The sequence below is a fragment of the Clostridioides sp. GD02377 genome (assembly GCF_045899875.1).
In the GTDB taxonomy this organism is placed as follows: Bacteria; Bacillota; Clostridia; order Peptostreptococcales; family Peptostreptococcaceae; genus Clostridioides; species Clostridioides difficile_A.
Window position 1 is genome coordinate 129,004 of record NZ_JBJODA010000007.1, and the last position, 20,381, is coordinate 149,384.

The 20,381-nt window shown below is 27.6% G+C and carries 16 protein-coding genes; 5 read left to right on the top strand and 11 right to left on the bottom strand.

Annotated features, from left to right (window positions below):
* Nucleotides 1-309: 309 nt before the first annotated feature.
* The 4 genes from Q3304_RS07880 to Q3304_RS07895 form a co-directional block, all read right to left on the bottom strand.
* Nucleotides 310-1,449: a M56 family metallopeptidase gene (locus Q3304_RS07880; protein ID WP_407815418.1), complete on the bottom strand. Its 1,140-nt coding sequence runs from the start codon at nucleotides 1,447-1,449 to the stop codon at nucleotides 310-312.
* A gap of 85 nt (nucleotides 1,450-1,534) precedes the next feature.
* Entirely contained in the window at nucleotides 1,535-2,527 is a 993-nt protein-coding gene (locus Q3304_RS07885) for a M56 family metallopeptidase (RefSeq protein ID WP_407815419.1), read from the bottom strand.
* Nucleotides 2,528-3,075: 548 nt separating this feature from the next.
* Complete coding sequence (gluD, locus tag Q3304_RS07890; RefSeq protein WP_054268747.1) at nucleotides 3,076-4,341, bottom strand: NAD-specific glutamate dehydrogenase; 1,266 nt, start codon at nucleotides 4,339-4,341, stop codon at nucleotides 3,076-3,078.
* Nucleotides 4,342-4,468: 127 nt separating this feature from the next.
* Complete coding sequence (locus tag Q3304_RS07895; protein ID WP_054268746.1) at nucleotides 4,469-5,293, bottom strand: hypothetical protein; 825 nt, start codon at nucleotides 5,291-5,293, stop codon at nucleotides 4,469-4,471.
* A 276-nt stretch (nucleotides 5,294-5,569) separates the two neighbouring features.
* Here Q3304_RS07895 and Q3304_RS07900 point away from each other — a divergent pair, with 276 nt between their 5' ends.
* Nucleotides 5,570-6,757 carry a class I SAM-dependent methyltransferase gene (locus Q3304_RS07900; RefSeq protein WP_407814221.1) on the top strand — a complete coding sequence of 396 codons (1,188 nt, stop codon included), beginning with the start codon at nucleotides 5,570-5,572 and terminating at the stop codon, nucleotides 6,755-6,757.
* A gap of 130 nt (nucleotides 6,758-6,887) precedes the next feature.
* Here Q3304_RS07900 and Q3304_RS07905 read toward each other — a convergent pair whose 3' ends face one another.
* From Q3304_RS07905 to Q3304_RS07920, 4 genes are all read right to left on the bottom strand, one after another.
* Nucleotides 6,888-8,114 carry an NAD(P)/FAD-dependent oxidoreductase gene (locus Q3304_RS07905; RefSeq protein ID WP_054275606.1) on the bottom strand — a complete coding sequence of 409 codons (1,227 nt, stop codon included), beginning with the start codon at nucleotides 8,112-8,114 and terminating at the stop codon, nucleotides 6,888-6,890.
* Nucleotides 8,089-8,562 carry a 4Fe-4S dicluster domain-containing protein gene (locus Q3304_RS07910; protein WP_054268743.1) on the bottom strand — a complete coding sequence of 158 codons (474 nt, stop codon included), beginning with the start codon at nucleotides 8,560-8,562 and terminating at the stop codon, nucleotides 8,089-8,091. Before Q3304_RS07910 ends, Q3304_RS07905 begins: the two co-directional genes overlap by 26 nt.
* A complete protein-coding gene (cooS, locus tag Q3304_RS07915; RefSeq protein ID WP_407814222.1) occupies nucleotides 8,555-10,456 on the bottom strand; it encodes an anaerobic carbon-monoxide dehydrogenase catalytic subunit in 1,902 nt (633 codons plus the stop codon). The genes Q3304_RS07910 and cooS overlap by 8 nt, the downstream gene beginning before the upstream one ends.
* A gap of 169 nt (nucleotides 10,457-10,625) precedes the next feature.
* Nucleotides 10,626-11,690, bottom strand: a complete 1,065-nt coding sequence (locus tag Q3304_RS07920) for a CapA family protein (RefSeq protein WP_407814223.1) — start codon at nucleotides 11,688-11,690, stop codon at nucleotides 10,626-10,628.
* A gap of 284 nt (nucleotides 11,691-11,974) precedes the next feature.
* Between Q3304_RS07920 and Q3304_RS07925 the strand changes: the two genes are divergently transcribed.
* The gene (locus Q3304_RS07925) at nucleotides 11,975-12,145 is read left to right on the top strand and encodes a DUF362 domain-containing protein (protein WP_009888017.1); all 171 of its coding nucleotides are present in this window, start codon (nucleotides 11,975-11,977) and stop codon (nucleotides 12,143-12,145) included.
* Between the two features lie 170 nt (nucleotides 12,146-12,315).
* Here the strand turns inward: Q3304_RS07925 and Q3304_RS07930 are convergent, their stop codons facing one another.
* Both Q3304_RS07930 and Q3304_RS07935 read right to left on the bottom strand, forming a co-directional pair.
* Entirely contained in the window at nucleotides 12,316-12,855 is a 540-nt protein-coding gene (locus Q3304_RS07930) for an FmdE family protein (protein ID WP_407814224.1), read from the bottom strand.
* 140 nt (nucleotides 12,856-12,995) lie between these two features.
* Complete coding sequence (locus Q3304_RS07935; RefSeq protein WP_021382595.1) at nucleotides 12,996-13,628, bottom strand: redox-sensing transcriptional repressor Rex; 633 nt, start codon at nucleotides 13,626-13,628, stop codon at nucleotides 12,996-12,998.
* A 135-nt stretch (nucleotides 13,629-13,763) separates the two neighbouring features.
* On the opposite strand from Q3304_RS07935, the gene Q3304_RS07940 reads away from it, so the two are divergent.
* Nucleotides 13,764-15,677 carry an ABC-F family ATP-binding cassette domain-containing protein gene (locus Q3304_RS07940; protein WP_054275603.1) on the top strand — a complete coding sequence of 638 codons (1,914 nt, stop codon included), beginning with the start codon at nucleotides 13,764-13,766 and terminating at the stop codon, nucleotides 15,675-15,677.
* A gap of 15 nt (nucleotides 15,678-15,692) precedes the next feature.
* A complete protein-coding gene (locus tag Q3304_RS07945; protein ID WP_407814225.1) occupies nucleotides 15,693-17,069 on the top strand; it encodes an MATE family efflux transporter in 1,377 nt (458 codons plus the stop codon).
* 99 nt (nucleotides 17,070-17,168) lie between these two features.
* On the opposite strand, the gene Q3304_RS07950 is transcribed toward Q3304_RS07945, so the two are convergent.
* Nucleotides 17,169-17,819 (bottom strand): Crp/Fnr family transcriptional regulator, encoded by a 651-nt coding sequence (locus tag Q3304_RS07950; protein WP_407814226.1) that lies wholly within the window; start codon nucleotides 17,817-17,819, stop codon nucleotides 17,169-17,171.
* A 466-nt stretch (nucleotides 17,820-18,285) separates the two neighbouring features.
* On the opposite strand from Q3304_RS07950, the gene Q3304_RS07955 reads away from it, so the two are divergent.
* The gene (locus tag Q3304_RS07955) at nucleotides 18,286-20,298 is read left to right on the top strand and encodes a sigma 54-interacting transcriptional regulator (protein WP_167640133.1); all 2,013 of its coding nucleotides are present in this window, start codon (nucleotides 18,286-18,288) and stop codon (nucleotides 20,296-20,298) included.
* The last annotated feature ends 83 nt before the right edge of the window (nucleotides 20,299-20,381 follow it).

Consider the following 20,381-nt stretch of genomic DNA (forward strand, 5'->3'; position numbering starts at 1 on the left):
ATTTTGTACCCTTAGAGGCTAAAGTACGCATAAATATTGTTTTATGTGTTTTTTTATGCGTTTCTATGTGGCATATATTTTTTGAGGGAATAAATACAAAGTTGGTCATTTTGTGAATTTTTTTACAATCGAATATAATCATTAATGCTTTCTTTAGGAATTTTGTAAATGTTTACTTCTAAATTCTTTTAGATTTCAGCTATTTGTTATTATATGAGCATCTATCTTGATAAAAATATATTTATCTAAAAATAGGTAGCTATTTAGGATTGTTATAAATTACAATTAAGTAAAATACCCATACCTTAATCATCTTGCCAAACTATCCAACTTGTCATAAAATTTTACACCAAAGCCTATTTTATCAGAATCTTTTGGAATCGTACCTACTTCTTCACAATTTCTTTTATATTGTTCTCTCACACTTTTAGGAGCATCTGCATATGTAAATTCTAAAAGTGTAACGTTTCCTCTAAAAAGGTGTAGCTTCTCCATATCATACTTAGGCAGTACATTAAAATTGACAATACTAGTTGCATTAACTTTCAAAAAAGTAATAGAAGATAATAGACATAAAGTTAATGCCATTAATATACCATTCTTATACTTCTCATTAAACATATTCTTCACTCTTTTTTTAATGTCAGATTGCTTATGTAGACCAGCTATAAATTTATTTGAAGTATTTGAACCCTTTCTCATCGCATTTAGAATTGTTAATGCATAATCCTTCTTTTCCTCTGAACTACGATTTTTTAAAACTCTTTCATCACAATAAAGTTCACAATCTAAATCTATATGTTTATCCATTATATATACAAATGGATTAAACCAATATACTATTTTTAAAAATAAAATTACATATTTTAAATAAAGGTCTCTACTCTTAAAATGCATAAGTTCATGCCTAAAAATCCAATCTAGTTCTTTTAGCTTATAATCATGTGCTGGTAAAAGCACACATGAATTAAAAAATGCTGGTGTTTCAACTTCATATGAGTACTTGAGCTTTATATTTTTTGTTATATCAAATTCGTTTAATACACTTTTATAAAGATTTACTATCTCTTCGTCATCAACTTCATAAGATAAATCACCTATTAAGTTTTTAAGTTTTATATATTTGAATGTAGTATAAATTAAATATATCATTACAGATACAAGCCAAAAGTATAGTAAAATACTACTAATTATAGTTGAGACATTATTAAATCCCTCTAAATTTATGTTGTTGATATTAATATTTTTTTTACTTCTCAAGATATTTATTGTAAAAGTATAATATGTAAATGGTAAAAATAATTTAACAACAACTATCATCCATATATAGTAGTTAAATTTTTTGCTAAATCTTTTAAATACACTTTTCTTGAATATTAATATTAGAAGGATACTTAAACTACTCACTATAACAGTTCTGAAAATCCCATTTAGAATGAAGTTAGACATATATTCCCTCCTTAACCTATTTAATATTATTTTGCACCTTAATTTAATTATTTTGAGTTTTCAATAATATATTTTAGATTTTAACTTAGTGCATTATTCTTTTCATTATTTCAAATGCACTTCCAGGTCTATCTAAAGAAATACTACTCTCAATAATGCTAGATGAATCAAATTTTATGAAAGTAACTAATGATAATATACACAAAACTAAAGCTATCAATACACCATTTTTATATTTTTCATTAAACATATTCGTTACTCTTTTTCTAATATCAGATTGTTTATATAGTCCAGCTATAAATTTATTTGAAAAATGTGAACTCTTTTTCATCGCATTTATAATTGTTAATGCATACTCTTGTTTTTGTTGGGTAGTACAGTTTTTTAAAACTCTTTCATCACAATAAAATTCACAATCCAGGTCTATTAATTTATCCATTATATATACAAATGGATTAAACCAATATACTATTTTTAAAAGTAACATTACATATTTTAAATAAAGGTCTCTACTCTTAAAATGCATAAGTTCATGCCTAAAAATCCAATCTAATTCTTCCAATTTATAATCATGTGGGGGCAAAAGCACACATGAATTAAAAAATGCTGGTGTTTCAACTTCATATGAGTACTTGAGCTTTATATCTTTTGTTATATCAAATTCTTTCAATATATTTTTATAAAGATTTACTATCTCTTTATCATAAACTTCATAAGATAAATCACTTATTAAATTTTTAAGTTTTATATATTTGAATATAGTATAAATTAAATATATTACTACAAATGTAATCCAAGTATACAGTAAAATACTACTAATTATAGTTGAGATATTATTAAACCCCTCTAAGTTTATGTTATCAATATTAATGTCTTTTTTGCTTCTCAATATATTTATTGTAAAAGTATAATATGTAAATGGTAAAAATAATTTAACAACAACTATCATCCATATATAGTAGTTAAATTTTTTGCTAAATCTTTTAAATACACTTTTCTTGAATATTAATATTAGAAGGATACTTAAACTACTCACTATAACAGTTCTAAAAATCCCATTTAGAATAAAACTAGACATATATTTTTCCCCTATCTTATTTAATAGTGTTTTATAGCTAATTTTAGTTATCTCTTAATACTTTCATATCATATTTATTAATTAAAATATATATTTTCTTTAATAAATAACTATGTTTTATTATCTTATAGTTATTTTAAAGTATAATTTATTGAGACATCCTTATATTTAATTATAGCTTAGTAATGATTACTGTGCATTAAACATAATTAATTAATTTAATCATCTATAAATTTGACAGTTAGAAATATATAAAGTCGAAGTTATAATAGAACAAAAATACTTTTCTTAAAAGCTAATATTAAAAAATACATAAGCTATTTACTATAAGAGTTCTAAAAAATCCCTTTAAAATTAAATCAACCATAAATTCTCACCCATCTTACTTATGACACTTTAATTTTTATATTGCACAATTTATAAAGTTATTTATAAATTAAAATAAAAAATGGCCCATATTATCTGAGCCACATAATTTAAGGGCTGTACTATGTACAGCCCCTTTATATCTTAAATAATTATATCCTATTATTTATTAAGAGTAAATCTTAGTACCATCCTCTTAACTTCATAGCTTCAGCAACTTTCTTAATTGAATGCATGTAAGCAGCTTCTCTCATTGTAACATTGTACTCTTCTTTGATTTTCCAAATAGATTCAAATGCTTTAACCATAGCTACTTCTTCTTTTTGCTCTACTTCTTCTTCTGACCAGTAGTATCCGTATAAGTTTTGTACCCACTCGAAGTAAGAAACTGTAACTCCACCAGCATTAGTTAATATGTCTGGAGTAAGAACTATTCCTCTTTCAGCAAATACTTCATCAGCTTCTGGAGTAGTTGGACCATTAGCAGCTTCACAAACTAATTTAGCTTTTATAGATTCAGCAACTTCTTTAGTTATAGAGTTTTCTAATGCAGCTGGTATTACTATATCAACATCTGAAGCCCAGAACTCTTCTAAAGATATTCTCTTAGCTCCTGGGAAGTTTAATAAGTTACCATGCTCTTTTATATGATCTAACATTGCTTGACCATCTAATCCATTTTCATTGTATATAGCATAAGAACCTTCTGATTTACACCATTCAGCCATAGCTACAACAGTTCCACCAAGTTTCTCACAGTTAAGAACTGTGTAAGAACCAACGTTTCCTATACCTTGGATAGCTAATTTAGCTTTTTTCATATCTATTCCTAATTTAGCAGCAGCTTCTCTTGCAGTAACAGCAACACCAAATCCAGTAGCAGCTGTTCTTCCTAAAGAACCACCAAATTCAACTGGCTTACCAGTTAAAACACCTATAGCACTTTGTCCAGTTAATTTATTGTACTCATCAACCATCCAAGACATTATTTGTCCATTAGTGTTTACGTCTGGTGCAGGAACGTCAACTTTCTCACCTATTAATTTATATATTCCATCTATGTATCCTCTACTTAATCTTTCTAATTCACCTTGAGATAAAGTTGATGGATCTACTATTATTCCACCTTTACCTCCACCATATGGTATACCTGTTACAGAACACTTGAAAGTCATCCATATAGATAAAGCTTTTACTTCGTCTCTTGAAACATTTTGATGGAATCTTATTCCACCTTTTGTTGGCCCTACTGCATCATTATGTTGTGATCTAAATCCTTTAAAAGTTTTTATAGATCCATCATCCATTTTAACTGGAATTGAAACTTCTATAACTCTCATAGGTTCTTTTAATAATTCATAAACTGCTGGTTCCATACCTAATTTATCACATGCATTTTTTACTTGAGATTGCGCCATCTCGAAGACATTTACATCTTTTCCTGACATTTGAAAGCCCCCTTATAAATACGTTATAATTATGTATACTCCATTTAGAAAAACCATTTCCTAAATTTACAGTTTAATTATAGCACACTTTATTGCAAATTAGTATATCATTTTTTCAGTTTATTTTTTAACATGGGAGGAAGTTTATTTTTTTAATTTTATGAATGTTAATATCTATTTTTTGTACATTAACTAAAGTCATTTTCTCAATAGACTTTTTTATTATCTGTTGCATACCTTCAATTTTTTTTATAAATTCTAAATCATTGATATTTATACTTACAAAAATATTCATAAAATTATTGCAATTCTCTATATTGATTTTATTTATTCTATCAATGCTTTCAAAGTTGTATACTTCATATTCAATAATCTGTTTAATTACATCTTCATTGATATAAAATTTTCCAATATAGCTAAAGGTTGGTCTTATTATTGTTTTTTCTAAAACTACCATACTTCTATTATTTCCTTTTCTAAAAAGCCTCTTTAATGGATTTATACTAAGACCACTTGCCATACTTTTTATCTCAACTGCTGGAACAGGAATTACATGATTTCCTTCTTTTCTAGATTGTTTTGCTATTTCTATTTCATATTTAGTGCTTATATCTTGAATATTTATAAACTTATCGATTCCTTCAATTGACAATCTATCTACAATCTGATTAACCATTTTTTTTGATGTACCAATAATAAGAATCTTGCTTATATTTTCATTTTTAATTGTATCTCTAACTTCTTTCCTATGCTCCAAATTATAAAAAATAGCTCTTTTAACTGCTTCTATAGTAGTATTTGCTTGTTTTGCTGATATTCCAGCTAAAACCTTGTTTTTATATATTAAAATTCCATCATCAATTATATAATCTATATCATTTTCATATGCAAACTCTAAAGCCTTAAAACTCTTTCCTGTACCACTTGACCCAACCAAGGCATATACTTCCATTTTACATCTCCTTCATAAAACAGCTTTAAGCTATTTACTCAAAATTTTATTACACTTTATTGATTAAAATTATTATATCATTAACAGTTGAATATTATATCCAATACGAAATTTTATAAGCAAAAAATATACCACAATATGAAATTCTCTTACAAAAGACAGATTTCCTTCAAACAAAAAATTTATTGAAAAAATTTTACTTTTTTAAAAAAAGGAATATAATATATTTTAAAGCAAGAAAAACTTACTGGATTTACATTAGAAGGAGCTGGTAATATGAATATTACAAAAAATTTTTTAAGAGACTATTTAGAAAGATTTGGCGAAACACCATTTCTAGTTAGGCTTAAAGATGGAGAAGAATTTCTAATTGGAGATGGCTCTCCTCAGTTTAAAGTTATTGTAAATAATGATATTAGCAAATCTGAACTACTAAAAAGTACATCTTTAGCACTTGGAGAAGCCTACATAAATAGAGATATTGAAATTGAAGGAGATTTATTCTTAACTTTAAATCTACTTTTAAGACAAATAGACAAATTCAATATTGATAATTCAGCTGTAAAACATCTATTACACTCATCAAATTCAATGAGACATCAAAAGAAAGAAATACATGCTCACTACGATATTGGTAATGATTTTTATAGTTTATGGTTAGACAATACACTTAGTTATTCTTGTGCATATTTTAGAAATGATAATGATACTCTTTATGAGGCTCAAGTCAATAAAGTTCACCACATATTAACTAAACTAAATTTAAAAGAAGGTATGAGTCTTCTTGATATTGGTTGTGGTTGGGGATTCTTACTAATAGAAGCAGCAAAGAAATATAAGATTCATGGTGTTGGAATTACACTTAGTGAAGAACAATATAAAGAATTTAATAAAAGAATTCAGGAAGAAAATCTTCAAGATTATCTCGAAGTAAAGCTTATGGACTATAGAGAGCTTAAAAACTCAGACCTTATGTTTGATAGAGTTGTAAGTGTTGGTATGCTTGAACATGTTGGTAGAGAAAATTATGAGCTTTTTATTAAAAATGTAAATGCTGTTCTAAAGGATGGGGGATTATTTTTACTTCACTATATAAGTGGTCTTAAAGAGTCTTATGGAGACCCTTGGATAAAAAAATACATTTTCCCAGGAGGGGTTATTCCTAGTCTAAGAGAAATGATACATATCTGTAGTGATTACAAATATCATACTATAGATGTAGAAAATTTAAGATTACATTATGTAAAAACCTTATTATACTGGCAAAGAAATTTCTATGAAAATCTTCCAAAGATTAAAGAGATGTTTGATGATAAGTTTATAAGAATGTGGGACTTATACCTTTGTTCTTGTGCTGCTGCTTTCAACACTGGTATTATAGACATACATCAGATACTTTTCACCAAAGGTATAAAAAACGATTTACCTCTTACTAGAGAATATATGTATACTTGTTCAAAATAATATCTTTACAAACTATAACATAATCTAAACTTAGTTATAAAAATAGAGCTATTTCTAAACAAGATTACTTATTCTAGAATAGCTCTATTGATTAATTCATTATATTGTAAGCATTGCTCTACATATATCTTTATACACTATAGCAAAACTCTCCATTTTCTTTTATATTAAAAAAGTCTGCATAACATACATCAAATATCCTATTTTCTAAATCAGATATTTCAACTTTGTTTTTTATCAAATACGTTAATACACCAACATATGAAATATCGCCTTGTACAACAGCTCCATAAATTATATTGTCCTTAAAAACAAATTTTTTATAATCATTAATCCCATCTCTAGTTAATACTTTATAGCTATTATCTACTGGTGTATTCATACCTATAGAAATGGTTGGTATATCCATGAAATTCATGCTATTTTTAAAAGCAAATTCATCTTCTATCTTTTTATCTTTTCCAACCATATTGTACGCAGCTACAATTCCTTGCTTTACTGCTAAAGGCCAAATAGCATTTTTACCAACAACATCACCAGCTGCATATATATCTTTTTGTGTTGTTTGGCACATATCATCTATTACTATACCTCTATCATATTCTATTCCTGTTCCATCTAGAAAATCAGCATTTGGTTTAACTCCTGTAGCCACAATTACCATATCAGCATCAAGAATCTCTCCATTTGAAAATGCAACACCTTTAACATTTTTATTATCATCCAAGACAATTTCTTGGATTGATGCACTTGGGTAAAATTTCACGCCCTTTTCTTTAAACTTGTTTTCATATACTGAAGCTGTATATTCATCTAATTGTCTATCTAAAATGTACTTTTCCATAAATGCTACAGAAATATTTAACTGCTCATATTTAAATAATCCAACTAATGCATCTATACCAACTAGCCCAGCACCTATTATAACTACATTTTTAGAGTTTGCTGCTTTTTCTTTTATTTTATAAATATCATCTATGTTTCTCACAGAATATACAAAATTTCCATCTCTTAAATTTTTTATTGGAGGAATAGCAGAAGACGCACCTGTAGCTATTAAAAGCTTATCATAATTTACAGTAATATCTTCTGTCTGAACTACCTTTTTATTTATATCTATACCTTTAACAGTTTCACCTGAAATCCAATTTACATTATTTTTCTCCATAAAATCTTCATCAACAAAATTTATTTGTTTTAAAGTTCTGTGTTCAGATATAACATGATGTAACATACATCTTGAGTATATATTTTCATCTTTAGAAATTACTACTATATTTGAATCTTTATCTAATTCTCTTAATGTTTTTACTGCATTGATACCAGCAGCACTAGCTCCTAATACTACATAATTCATCGTTTTCCTCCTTCTGTAATTCAATTGCTCCACTTGGGCAATTAGCTACACATCTAGGATACTCCTCATCTTTACATAAATCACATTTAAGTATGTTTTGCTTGCTTCTGTCATCTGGCTTTAATAATCCATATGGACAAGACATTACACACATATAACATGAACCACATTTTTCTTCATCATAAGAAACGATTCCACTTTCGCTATCTTTATGCATTGCACCACTCATACATGCTAATACACATTCAGGTTCATCACAGTGTCTACAAAGAATTGGAACTGGATTATTATGCTTGCTATCTAACTCTATATGTCCTCTACTATCATTATCTATATTTTCTAAATCAAGAGTATACATATCATAGTCTTTATTGTGTTTTAGCATACATGCTAATACACAACTCTTGCATCCTGTACATAAATCTTTATTTATAAAAATTCTATGCATTACATTCCACATCCTTTAACCCTAAATTTTTTCTTCTGTCTATTATTATTTCTTCTAATTGATTAGCTGAAGATTTAGGGTCTGGATTCACTATAACATGTCCTCCTGTTAAGTCTTTTAATTTTTCTGTTAATACTTCTGTTACTAATTTTCCTCCTGTTATAAATGGAGGTAAAGCTAAATGAAGAGGTAAACCAAGAGCAAGACCAAAAGCCCCATCAGCTAATGCTTGTTCTTCCAACCATTGTGGAGCTGAAAGTACCAATGGTAATTGTGGTAAGTCTATTCCAAGCTCAGCTGCTAATTCAGTTGCTACTATTTCTAGTCTTCCTATAGCTAGACATGGACCAAAGTTTAATACTGGTGGTATCCCTAGAGTCTTACATACTTCTTTTAAGTTTTCCCCTGCTAATTCTTCTGCTCCAGGTGACATAAGACCAACATTTTCTAATCCTCCAGTAGAACATCCTGCAGAAAGTACTATGATATCTTTTTTAATCAATTCTTTAGTAAGCTCAACAGTATTTACATCATGTCCTCCTGCTGTCATATTTGAACATCCTACAACAGCTGCAACACCTTTAATTTTTCCTTCTGCAATTAAATTAATAAGGGGTTTCCATGAATTTCCTAAAAACGCTTTCAAGTTCTTTTCACTTACACCAGTTAAAGATTGTTCGAATCCATGGTCTTTTGGTATGTCTATTTCAACACTTCCTCTTCTCTCCTTATAAGATTCTAATGCTTTTTCTATCAATGTATTACTAAGTTCATCTAATTTACTTCTGTCTAATCCTATATATTCTGCATTTGCTTTTTTGGCAACATCATCTAAGCAAACCATTTTCACTTTATATTTATCTGCTATTGGCTCAAGACCTGGTATAGTACAGTTAAACTCTGAAAGAACTATATCTATTGCTCCAGTTGATAAAACTGCTTCACTTGTAAAATTGTTACCTGCATGTCCAGCAAATACTTCTTGATAATGTTCTCCTCTTAATTGTAAATCTTGACCAACGCAAGTACATCCTACTAACTTAAAGCCTTTTGCTCCGGCAGCTTGAGCTAATTTTATAACATCTTCATCTTTTAATCTATCTTGGAAATTTGCAAATGTTGAATGTTGATGACCTGTTATCATTATATTTATGTAGTCTGGGTCTATTACATTAAATCCTACAGGAGCCATTCTTATAACTGGTTCCCCTAACATAACATCATTTAAAAGATTAGTTAGTGTAAGACCATATAATCCTGTTGATATACCTAGATTTAAACAGTTAACTAACATATCTACTGGATCACTATTTAAATTTGTTGATGATTTTACTATTGCATCAAAAACTTCTGACTTTGCACCACCAGGCATTATACCTAACTCTTTCCATTTCTTCACTCTAGGTGCATAAGCTATTTTTTCTACCAATTCCATTTTGTCATCTCTTGATTTATATAAATCATTAATAACTTTATCAGCAACTTTTATACATTTATCATATTTTTCATCACTTTCAATTCCAAACATCTCTGCTAATTGATTTAATGTTTTTTCTCCTTTAATAACACCTTTAGTTATTCCAACATTCTTTAAATTCTTAGCTGTATTTTCTACCACATGTAAATAACAAGCTGCTCCTGATGCTACAGCTCTTAAAAAGTTTCTTGCTACTATAGTGTCTGCATCTGCTCCACATATACCTCTTGGAGATTTAGGAGTTACTCTACATGGTCCATTTGAACAGAGTCTACAACAAACCCCCTGAAGTCCAAAACCACATTTAACTTTTTGATCTTCTGTTCTATGAAATGCTGTTTCAACATCCTTTGAAGCTACAAAACTTTCTAATTTCTTGTCTGCGCTTTCGCACATTTTACAAGTGTTACAAGCCATTACAAATTCCCCCTTATATTTTTATATTAAAAAAGTAGATTAGATAGCTTTATTATAATTGATTATAATTTAACTATTAAAATCTACTTATTTAATACCACGTTTTACCATATCCTAAACAAAATATAAATTATTAAAATAAATATATGTATTTATTTTTTTTTACATTTTATTTATTCAAATCTTTACTTATTTTTTCTAATTTATTTAAAACTCTATCTTTCTCACTTCCATCCAGCACTTTTGGTTGATAATTGTTTCTAGAACTAATAGATGTTATTGATGTTGGTATTATATTTGGCTCTTTAATTGAAATTAATTTGTCATCTGAAAAAGAAAAAGTCTGTTGATATATATAGCTATCTGTATCAGAAGGATTCTTATTTCCTCCAAAACAAAAATTTCCTAAACTATAAGCTATGTACTTATCTTTATATTTTTCTATACCTTGAATGACATGTGGATGAGAACCCATAACTAAATCAGCTCCCTTATCTATTACATAATGGGCAAAATCTTTTTGTTTCTTATCTGGATAATAATCTAATTCTATACCCCAGTGAAAATACACCACAACAACATCTGATTTTTTCTTTAGTGCTTTAATATCATCTTCCATTTGTTTTAAATTCTTTTCATTATATTCAGTTGATAATCCATTATATCCTAATAAGCCTACCCTAATTCCTTTAACATCTATAACAGCATCTTTACCCAGACCAAAATAGTTTATTTTATTTTCATCTAATATAAACTGTGTATCTTTCATTCCTTCTTCAAAATAATCTTCTGAATGGTTATTTGCGATACTTACTGCCTCTACACTTCCAGATTTTAAAATATTTACATACCCTGGAGTCCCTTTAAATGCAAATTTCTTTTCTTTTGCATTTGATGCAGTAGTAAGTGGTCCTTCCAAATTAACTACTGTTAAATCATCTTTTTCAAATACAGGTTTTACATTTTTAAGAAAATAATCATAATCTTCTCCTTGTCTTTTAAATTCATGGTCGAAACTACCATAATAAGATGACCCTTTATAGTTTCCCATAGTTACATCACCAGCAAAACTTATAGTTATGTCTTTTTTTACAGGCTCTTTTTTTTCTTCAACCTTACTTTGGCTATTCTCAGAATCCTTTTTAATATTGCTTTCCTTATTTGGATTATTAGAACATCCTACTACAAATAACACTATACTCATAATACATATGTAAACTAATTTATTTTTCATATTAAACCCCCTTTGTATTAATAGTTTTTAAGATAAAATATACTTTTTTAGAGTATAACATTTTTAAATAGAATCGATACCCTATTCTTTAACTTTAATTTTATTTTTAAAATAATCCCCTTTAAGATAAATAAAAATATAAGCAGATTAAACTTTATTGTAAAACTTTCAAACAAGAATATCACAATAAAGTTTTTGTTGTAGAATTAATTTAATTGTTATATTCAATAATATTTGTTATAATGTTATTGAATTACAATACATATAAAAGGGAGGATTTCAAAATGGCATATAAAATTACTGACGCTTGTATAAGCTGTGGTGCTTGTGAGGCTGAATGCCCTGTTAGCTGTATATCAGCTGGAGACGACGCATATGTTATAGATGCTGGTTCTTGTATAGACTGTGGTTCTTGTGCAGGAGCTTGTCCTGTAGATGCACCTCAACCAGAATAATAATTCGTTATTCATAAAGAGACTGATTTTATTTTATCAATATTAATCAGTCTCTTTTTAATTATGTATAATTCAAGTATCATAATTTATATAATTTGTTATATTCTATATATTTCTCTTCTTACATATACTATTAATCTACATTTAGATACTTTTAATTTAATATAAATTTAATCCTCTTCATAAAATCTTTCATATTTATCAAAGCAATCAAGGCATACTTTTTTATTTTCTTGAATCCTTATATACTGCTCAGGTGCAAATTCACCACATACTTCACATTTAAGAGATTTAAATATTCTTGCTTTTTCAGGAAGTTTTAGCTTTGTATCTGTAATCTCAAAGATATCTTCAAAATCACTTTCTAATAAGTATTTTTTATACGCTTCTCTGTCCATGTCAAACGGTTTAGTTTTTACATATATTCTTATAGATTTTCCATTTTCTCTATTAAAGAAATGATATACCGATTTTCCAGTCAGCCTAAGTAGTAAATTTCCTTTGCCCATTGTACAGCTTAGCACTACTTGTATACCATCTACCCCACAGGCATCATTTTCAGAAATGCATACAATTTCCTCATCTCCTGATTGTTTACATCCTAAGTATTCTCTTGCTGCAAGTGCTGCTTTAAATCCTATAGCCAAACCTGGACATTCATGCCCATGAAATTCAATAGCCTTTGACCATAATTCCTCCACTAAAATCACTCTCCTTAAATATTATTTATATAAATTATTTAAATCTTTATTTTATCCTAATACTTCAAAAAGCCAGAGGATTTAATATTAAATCGTCTGACTTTCTCAATACTTCTCATAACTACTGATTATTAATATGTTTAAGTTGTCTACTTTCCTTCTTTCATTAAATATGATAAGGTAAATAAGCTTTCTGTTAGGTTTACATTTTCAACTATAACACCTTTCGGAACTTCTAAGTCTAATGGCGCGAAATTCCACACCCCTTTTATTCCAGCTTTTACAACTCTATTAATAACTTCCTGCGCTCCATTTTTAGGTATACATAATACAGCAATATCTATATCATTATTTTTTATAAAGTCTTCTAAAGTATCTGAATCTAATACTTCAAATTCTCTTATCTTTAAACCTATCATTCTAGGATTTGCATCAAATAAAGCTTTTATCTCGAATCCAGCTTTTCTAAATCCTGCATAATTGGCTATGGCTTGTCCTAAGTTACCTGCTCCTACAAGAACTGCGTTGTATGGTCGATCCAATCCAAGAATTTTACCTATCTCAGTATGAAGAGCCTCCACGTTATAACCATATCCTTGTTGTCCAAATCCACCAAAGTTGTTTAGGTCTTGTCTTATTTGAGAAGCAGTAAAACCTATTATATCACTCAATTCTTTAGAAGATATTCTTTGTATATCCCTATCTAATAAGTCTCCAAGATATCTATGATATTTTGGGAGCCTTCTTATAACTGCCATTGATATATTTTTATTTCCCAACATCTTCACCTCCTAAAAGTGTCCTCTTTTTTGTTTGATTCACAATAAAATATTTCTTTTTCAAAACTAATACATATAACCTTGATTATATTATATCAAAACATTATAATTTTAGATAGTTCAAGGAGGTAGAAATTTATGATTGTTTTGTCATGTAATAACTTAAATAAAAGTTTTGGTATAGATTCTATATTAGAAAATATTAGTTTTACAGTAAATGAAGGCGATAAAATTGGTATAATCGGGGTTAATGGTACTGGAAAAACTACTTTATTTAAAATAATTTCAGGAATTTATGGTTATGATAGCGGAGATATTTACACTTCTAAAGATTGTGAAATCGGATATTTAGAACAAAATACCAATTTTTATTCGGATAATACTATTTTAGAAGAAGTGTTAGAAGTTTTTAAAAATTTGATAGAAATGGAATCTTATCTAAGAGAATTAGAGGTCAAAATCTCAGAAGAAAGCACAAAGACAGACTCTCCAATTCTAGAAAAAATAATGGATGAATATTCACATAAACTGGAATTATTTTCAGATTTAAATGGATATGGTTATAAATCTGAAGCCAAAGGTGTTTTAAAAGGATTAGGATTTAGTGAAAATGATATGGATAAACCAATAAGTATACTTTCTGGTGGTGAAAAAACTAGAGTTCTTTTAGGAAAATTACTTCTTAAAAAACCAACTTTATTGTTACTTGATGAACCGACTAACCACTTAGATTCCGAAGCTATAGAATGGTTGGAAGTATTTCTAAAACAATATAAAGGTACTGTTATGTTAATATCTCATGATAGATATTTCCTAGACCAATCTGTAAATAGAATTTTTGAGGTTCATAATAAAAGACTTAAAGTATATAATGGTAACTACTCTAAATTTGTTGAGTTATCTAAAGTAGAAAAAGAATTAGAACTTAAAAAATTTGAAGACCAGCAAAAAGAAATAAAAAAGCAGGAAGAATCAATAGAAAGACTTAAAGCTTATGGTAGAGAAAAACATCTAAAACGTGCAAGAAGTAAAGAAAAAGCATTGGATAAAGTAGATGTTCTAGATAAGCCAGAAGCTTATAGAAAAAAAGCTCGTATACAATTTACGCCTTCTGTCCAGAGTGGTAATGATGTTCTTCAAATCAGAGATGTATCCATGGGTTATGGAGAAAGAATACTTTTTAAAGATTTGGATTTAGATATATATAGAGGAGAAAAGGTAGCTCTTATTGGTGCAAATGGTATTGGTAAATCTACATTATTTAAAATAATAACTAACGAATTACAACCTCTTAGTGGTAATATTAAATTTGGGACTAATGTACACGTTTCTTACTTCCATCAGGAACAAAAAACCCTTAATTTAGATAACACAATAATTGATGAGATTTGGGAAAATAATACGCATCTTACTCAAACTACTTTGAGAAATATGTTAGGAGCATTTTTATTTGTTGATGAAGAAGTTTTTAAAAAGATTTCTACATTAAGTGGTGGAGAAAGAGCTAGAGTTGCCATACTTAAACTTATATTATCAAATGCAAATCTATTATTATTAGATGAACCTACTAACCACCTAGATATTGATTCTAAAGAAGTTCTTGAAGAGGCATTAACTAATTATGATGGGACCATATTTACAATATCACATGATAGATATTTTCTAAATACAGTTGTTGATAAGATTTTAGTTTTAGATGAAAATGGAGTTACTGAGTACCTAGGAAATTATGATTATTATATTGATAAAAAAAGGCAAATCCAAGAGATGAGTCTTATAGAAGAAAAAGAAGAAAAAACTAGAACTCAAATAAAAGATGAAAAAAGAAAAGAAAGAGAACAAAGAGAAGTAGAAAAAAAGAATAGAATAAAAAGACAAAATATAGAAAAAGAAATTGAAAAGTTAGAACTTAAAATTGAAGAATTAGATATACTTTTATGTCAAGAAGAAGTATACTCTAATCCAGATAAGGCTAAGGAAGTTAGCCAAGAAAAAATTAATTTAGAAAATAACCTTGCCTCTCTATATGATGAGTGGGAAGAATTTATGTAAAAAGGAGAGGATTATTTGCAAGAACTATTTTCTTTAAAAGACGAAAATAAAAGATTTTATAAAATACTTCTATCTTTATGTATACCTATTATCATACAGAACTTAATTTCTACTTCTGTAAATGTAATAGATACAGTTATGATAAGTAGTTTGGGGGAGGTATCTGTAGCTTCAGTTGGAGTTGCAAACCAGTTTTTCTTTCTTTTTAATATGTCCTTATCTGGTATTACAGGAGGAGCTGGAGTTTTTATTTCACAATTTTATGGAAAGAAAGATATCAGTAATATAAGAAAAGTTACAGGTCTTACTTGTGTATTGGCCATTGTCCTAAGTTTTGTATTTGTTATTCCTGCTTTACTAACACCAGAACCAATTATACACATATTTTCTTATGATTCAGAAGTTGTAAAACTTTGTATAGATTACTTTAGTATTGCAGTATTTAGCTATCCATTAATAGCTATAAGTACAGTATTTAGTACTGGTTCCAGAGGTGTTAGAAATCCTAAGTTAGGTATGATTTGTAGCGCATTTGCTCTTGTAACAAATGTTGTTTTAAATTATGGATTTATATTTGGTAATTTTGGTCTTCCTGCATTGGGTGTAAAAGGTGCAGCATTAGCAACTGTTATTGCTAGAATATGTGAACTAATTTTAATGATTACTTACGTTTATTTTTACAAAAAGGACTATATATTAAAATTCGGTTTGAAAAATTTAAAAGCTATTGATAAGATTTTTATAAAATCTTTTTCATCAAAAAGCTTTCCTATATTTGTAAATGACTCTGTATGGGCAGTTGGAACTGTTCTGTATTCTGTTGCATATGCAAGAGCAGGTACATCAGCCATAGCAGCAAGTCAAATAGCAACCAGCACAGGTAATTTTTTCATAATGACAGCTGTATGTATTGCATCTGGTGCATCTATTATGCTTGGAAATGAACTTGGGGCTGACCATATTAAAAGAGCTATTGAGTATGCTAAAAAGTTTTCTATACTGGTATTTTTAGCTGGCTTAATACTTGGAATTATTTTAATTTTAAATATACCATTATTATTAAAGATGTTTAGTGTCTCTGATAGTTTATCTTCTGATATAACTAAGATATTCTTCATAATGGGAGTACTAATGGCTCTTAAATCCTTTAATACATTAGTCATAATTGGTATTTTAAGAAGTGGTGGAGACACTAAATATGCTCTATTTTTAGAATTAGGATGTATGTGGTTAGCTTCTATCCCTTTAACTTTTATAGCTGCATTTAAAGGAGCTCCTATATTTATTCTTGTTCTACTCACTTATAGTGAAGAAGTAGTTAAATTTATATTTGGTGTTCCTAGAGCCTTATCTAAAAAGTGGGCTATTAATATAGTAAAGGAAATTGACTAATAACGATACTATACCTTATAAGTATATAATATTTATAAACAGTCTCATTGAAAACAATTAAGATATTTTTTATTTTCAATGAGACTATTTCTATATCCTCTATTCATCTTCCAAAAACTCTTTTACTTCAAATGACAACCTATGTAATTCATCATAATTTAAAATCTCATATGTATTGCTTATTTTTTTTATTATCCCCTTCTCAGTTAATTTTAATAGCGAATAATACCTACTTTTTCTACTAATAGAATATATTTCACTAAAATGGCGAATAGCTTTTATATTGCAGACACTATTTTCTTGTTTTTTAAAAATACAATATGCAATAACTTCTGTGCAAGAAAATAACTCTCTTACCATTCTAGTTTTATATAGCTCATATATCCTTCTTGTACATTTGTTATGAAATAGTGCAATAAAATCTGGTTTAAGATAAAATTCTTCAAAGATATGTTTCTCAAATCGAAATAATTTTATATTGGTCTTTGCAAATATATCGCATTTCAAATTATGTTCATATATATAACTAATTTTACCTATAAATTCATTTTCAGGTACAATGTCAACAAGAAATTTATTTCCCCCTCTAGTCGTACATTCTACTAAAGCAACTCCCTCTATTATGAAAAATACTTCTTGTAAATCTTTATCTGATGCTACAAATCTCTGACCTTTTTTATATTCAACAATTGATACTTGATTTAAATTATTTTTAATAATTGGGTATATGCTTGTTTTTTCTGCTTTCATTAAAGTTCTCCTTTATAGTATATTGTATAAAACGTTTTATTTATATATTTAAATTTATATTATTTTTAATAAAAGACACTATTACTATTAAATTAATCTTGACAAATCTATTCTACTCACGCAGAATAAACTTATACATATATATTTTCATACATTATTTATTTTAATACAATTCTATATTTATGAAATTATTTTATCAATAGAATTTATTAAAATAAATTTTTTAGGTGTATATTATAATTTAATCGAATAGAAATGAAAAATATACATACAGTTTTAATTTTAAGCAACAATTAGGGGGATTTGGTGACAAGATTTAATTATAAGTAAGAAAGTGTCTTAAGGTGACTTTTATAAAGTCATGGATAGACACTTTCTTTTTTATTTGATAAATTTAAATTATAAAAATTATATAGCCCTATACAAGCATTTTATTAGAGGCTATCTATTATATAAGGAGAAGTTAATGAAAAAATCAGTTGCGTTGGTAAATGATAGTAGAAAAGATTTAATAGATTTTTTAGAAAATAATTTAAAATTAGTTTTTGGAGATTATATAAATATTAACAGATACTTTATAGATGAAATAAATGATAATGACATTATAAATGATGATGTGATATTAGTAATGTCAGTAGAAAGATTAGATAAAATCATAAATAATATATTAGATAAGAAAAAAGTTATTGTGATAAGAAGAACTTTTAAGGAAGATAAAATATATAATTTATTATCTTTACCACAGGGAACAAATGCTCTAATCGTAAATGATTCCGATGAAACTACTCTAGAAACTATAAGTTTATTTTATAAAATCGGAGTAACTAATATCAGACCAATCCCATATATGAATGACAATACTTATAAAGATATAAAGATAGCTATAACTCCAGGAGTTCCAGAAAAAGTACCTAGCTTTATCTCAGATATATTTGATTTAGGCCATAGATATATAGATATATCAACTTTTATAGAAATAATAAACTTATTACAAATTGATTCAAAAGAAATACAATCTAAGCTAGTAAAATATTCAGAGGAGATAATAAGTCTGGATACTGGTATAAAAGATAAATATAAAGAACTGTTCTTAAAAATAGAAGAATTAGATACAATATTAAACTTGTCAAAGGATGGCATACTATTTACTTCAAAAGATGGTGAAATAAATACATATAATAGTAAAGTAAAAGACATCTTAGACATAAAAGAAGATATATATGGAAAGCATATTGAAGAAATATTTACAGATAGTTTAAAGGTTTTATTAAATGAAAAAGAAATACTGGACAAAGTTATTATATTCAATAAAAAATATATAAATGTAAATAAAAAAAATATATACAATAGAGATGAAAAGATGGGTACATACTATAGTTTGCAAGAAATAACATATATAAAAAAATTAGAACAAAATCTTACTAAGAAATTAAGGGAAAAGGGACAAATAGCAAAATATACATTTAAAGATATAAAAACAGATAGCCCTAAGATGATTGAATGCATAGATTTAGCTAAGAAAGTTTCTAAGTCTGACCTAAGTATACTTATCAGAGGCGAAAGTGGAACTGGTAAAGAACTAATAGCTCAATCTATTCATAATAATTCAAATAGAAAAAATCAGCCCTTTATAGCAGTAAATTGTGCGGCCGTCCCTGAGAATTTACTAGAAAGTCAGTTATTTGGATATGATAAGGGAACTTTTACTGGAGGTCTAAAAGATGGAAAGCAAGGATTATTCGAACTTGCTAATAATGGGACAATTTTCTTAGATGAAATAGGCGATATGCCTTTAGAATTACAAACAAAACTACTTAGAGTTCTTCAAGAAAAACAAATAATGCCAGTTGGCTCTCACAATGTAATTAATATAGATGTTAGAATTATATCTGCTACAAACAAGAACTTAGAACAAATGATTGATAAGAGCCAGTTTAGGGAGGATTTATATTATAGATTAAATACAATTCCAATAAACATCCCTCCTCTAAGAGAAAGAAAAGAAGATATATTAATTATCATGGAAGATTTAATTAATAAGAAATTAGTAATTACACCAGAGGCCAAAAAGCTTATACAAAACTATACGTGGAAAGGTAATATAAGAGAACTCCAAAACGTAACATCTTATTTAAATATTATGTGTGATGATATTATACTAGAAAAAGATTTACCCCCAAATTTAAGAACTTTAAATAACAAAAATTCATCATTAAAATTAAAATATAATAAAAATGATATATTAAATATACTTGAGATATTAATTTTAAATAAGGAATCAGATGTTGGAATTGGTAGAGGACTAATTTTAAAGACATTACTAGATAAAAATATCCAAATCACAGAAGGTAAAATTAAAAAAATATTTGAATATCTGAAAAAAGAAGAACTTATAATTTGTGGTTCAGGGAGATATGGGAGTAAAATAACTCAACAAGGAGAAGACTTTTACAATAAATTAAAATATGAAAGTTTATAAACGTATAATATATTAAACAAAGAAATCTATTCAGGTGCAAGACGCTTCCTCAATAGATTTTTTATTTTTCAAATGTGTAAATA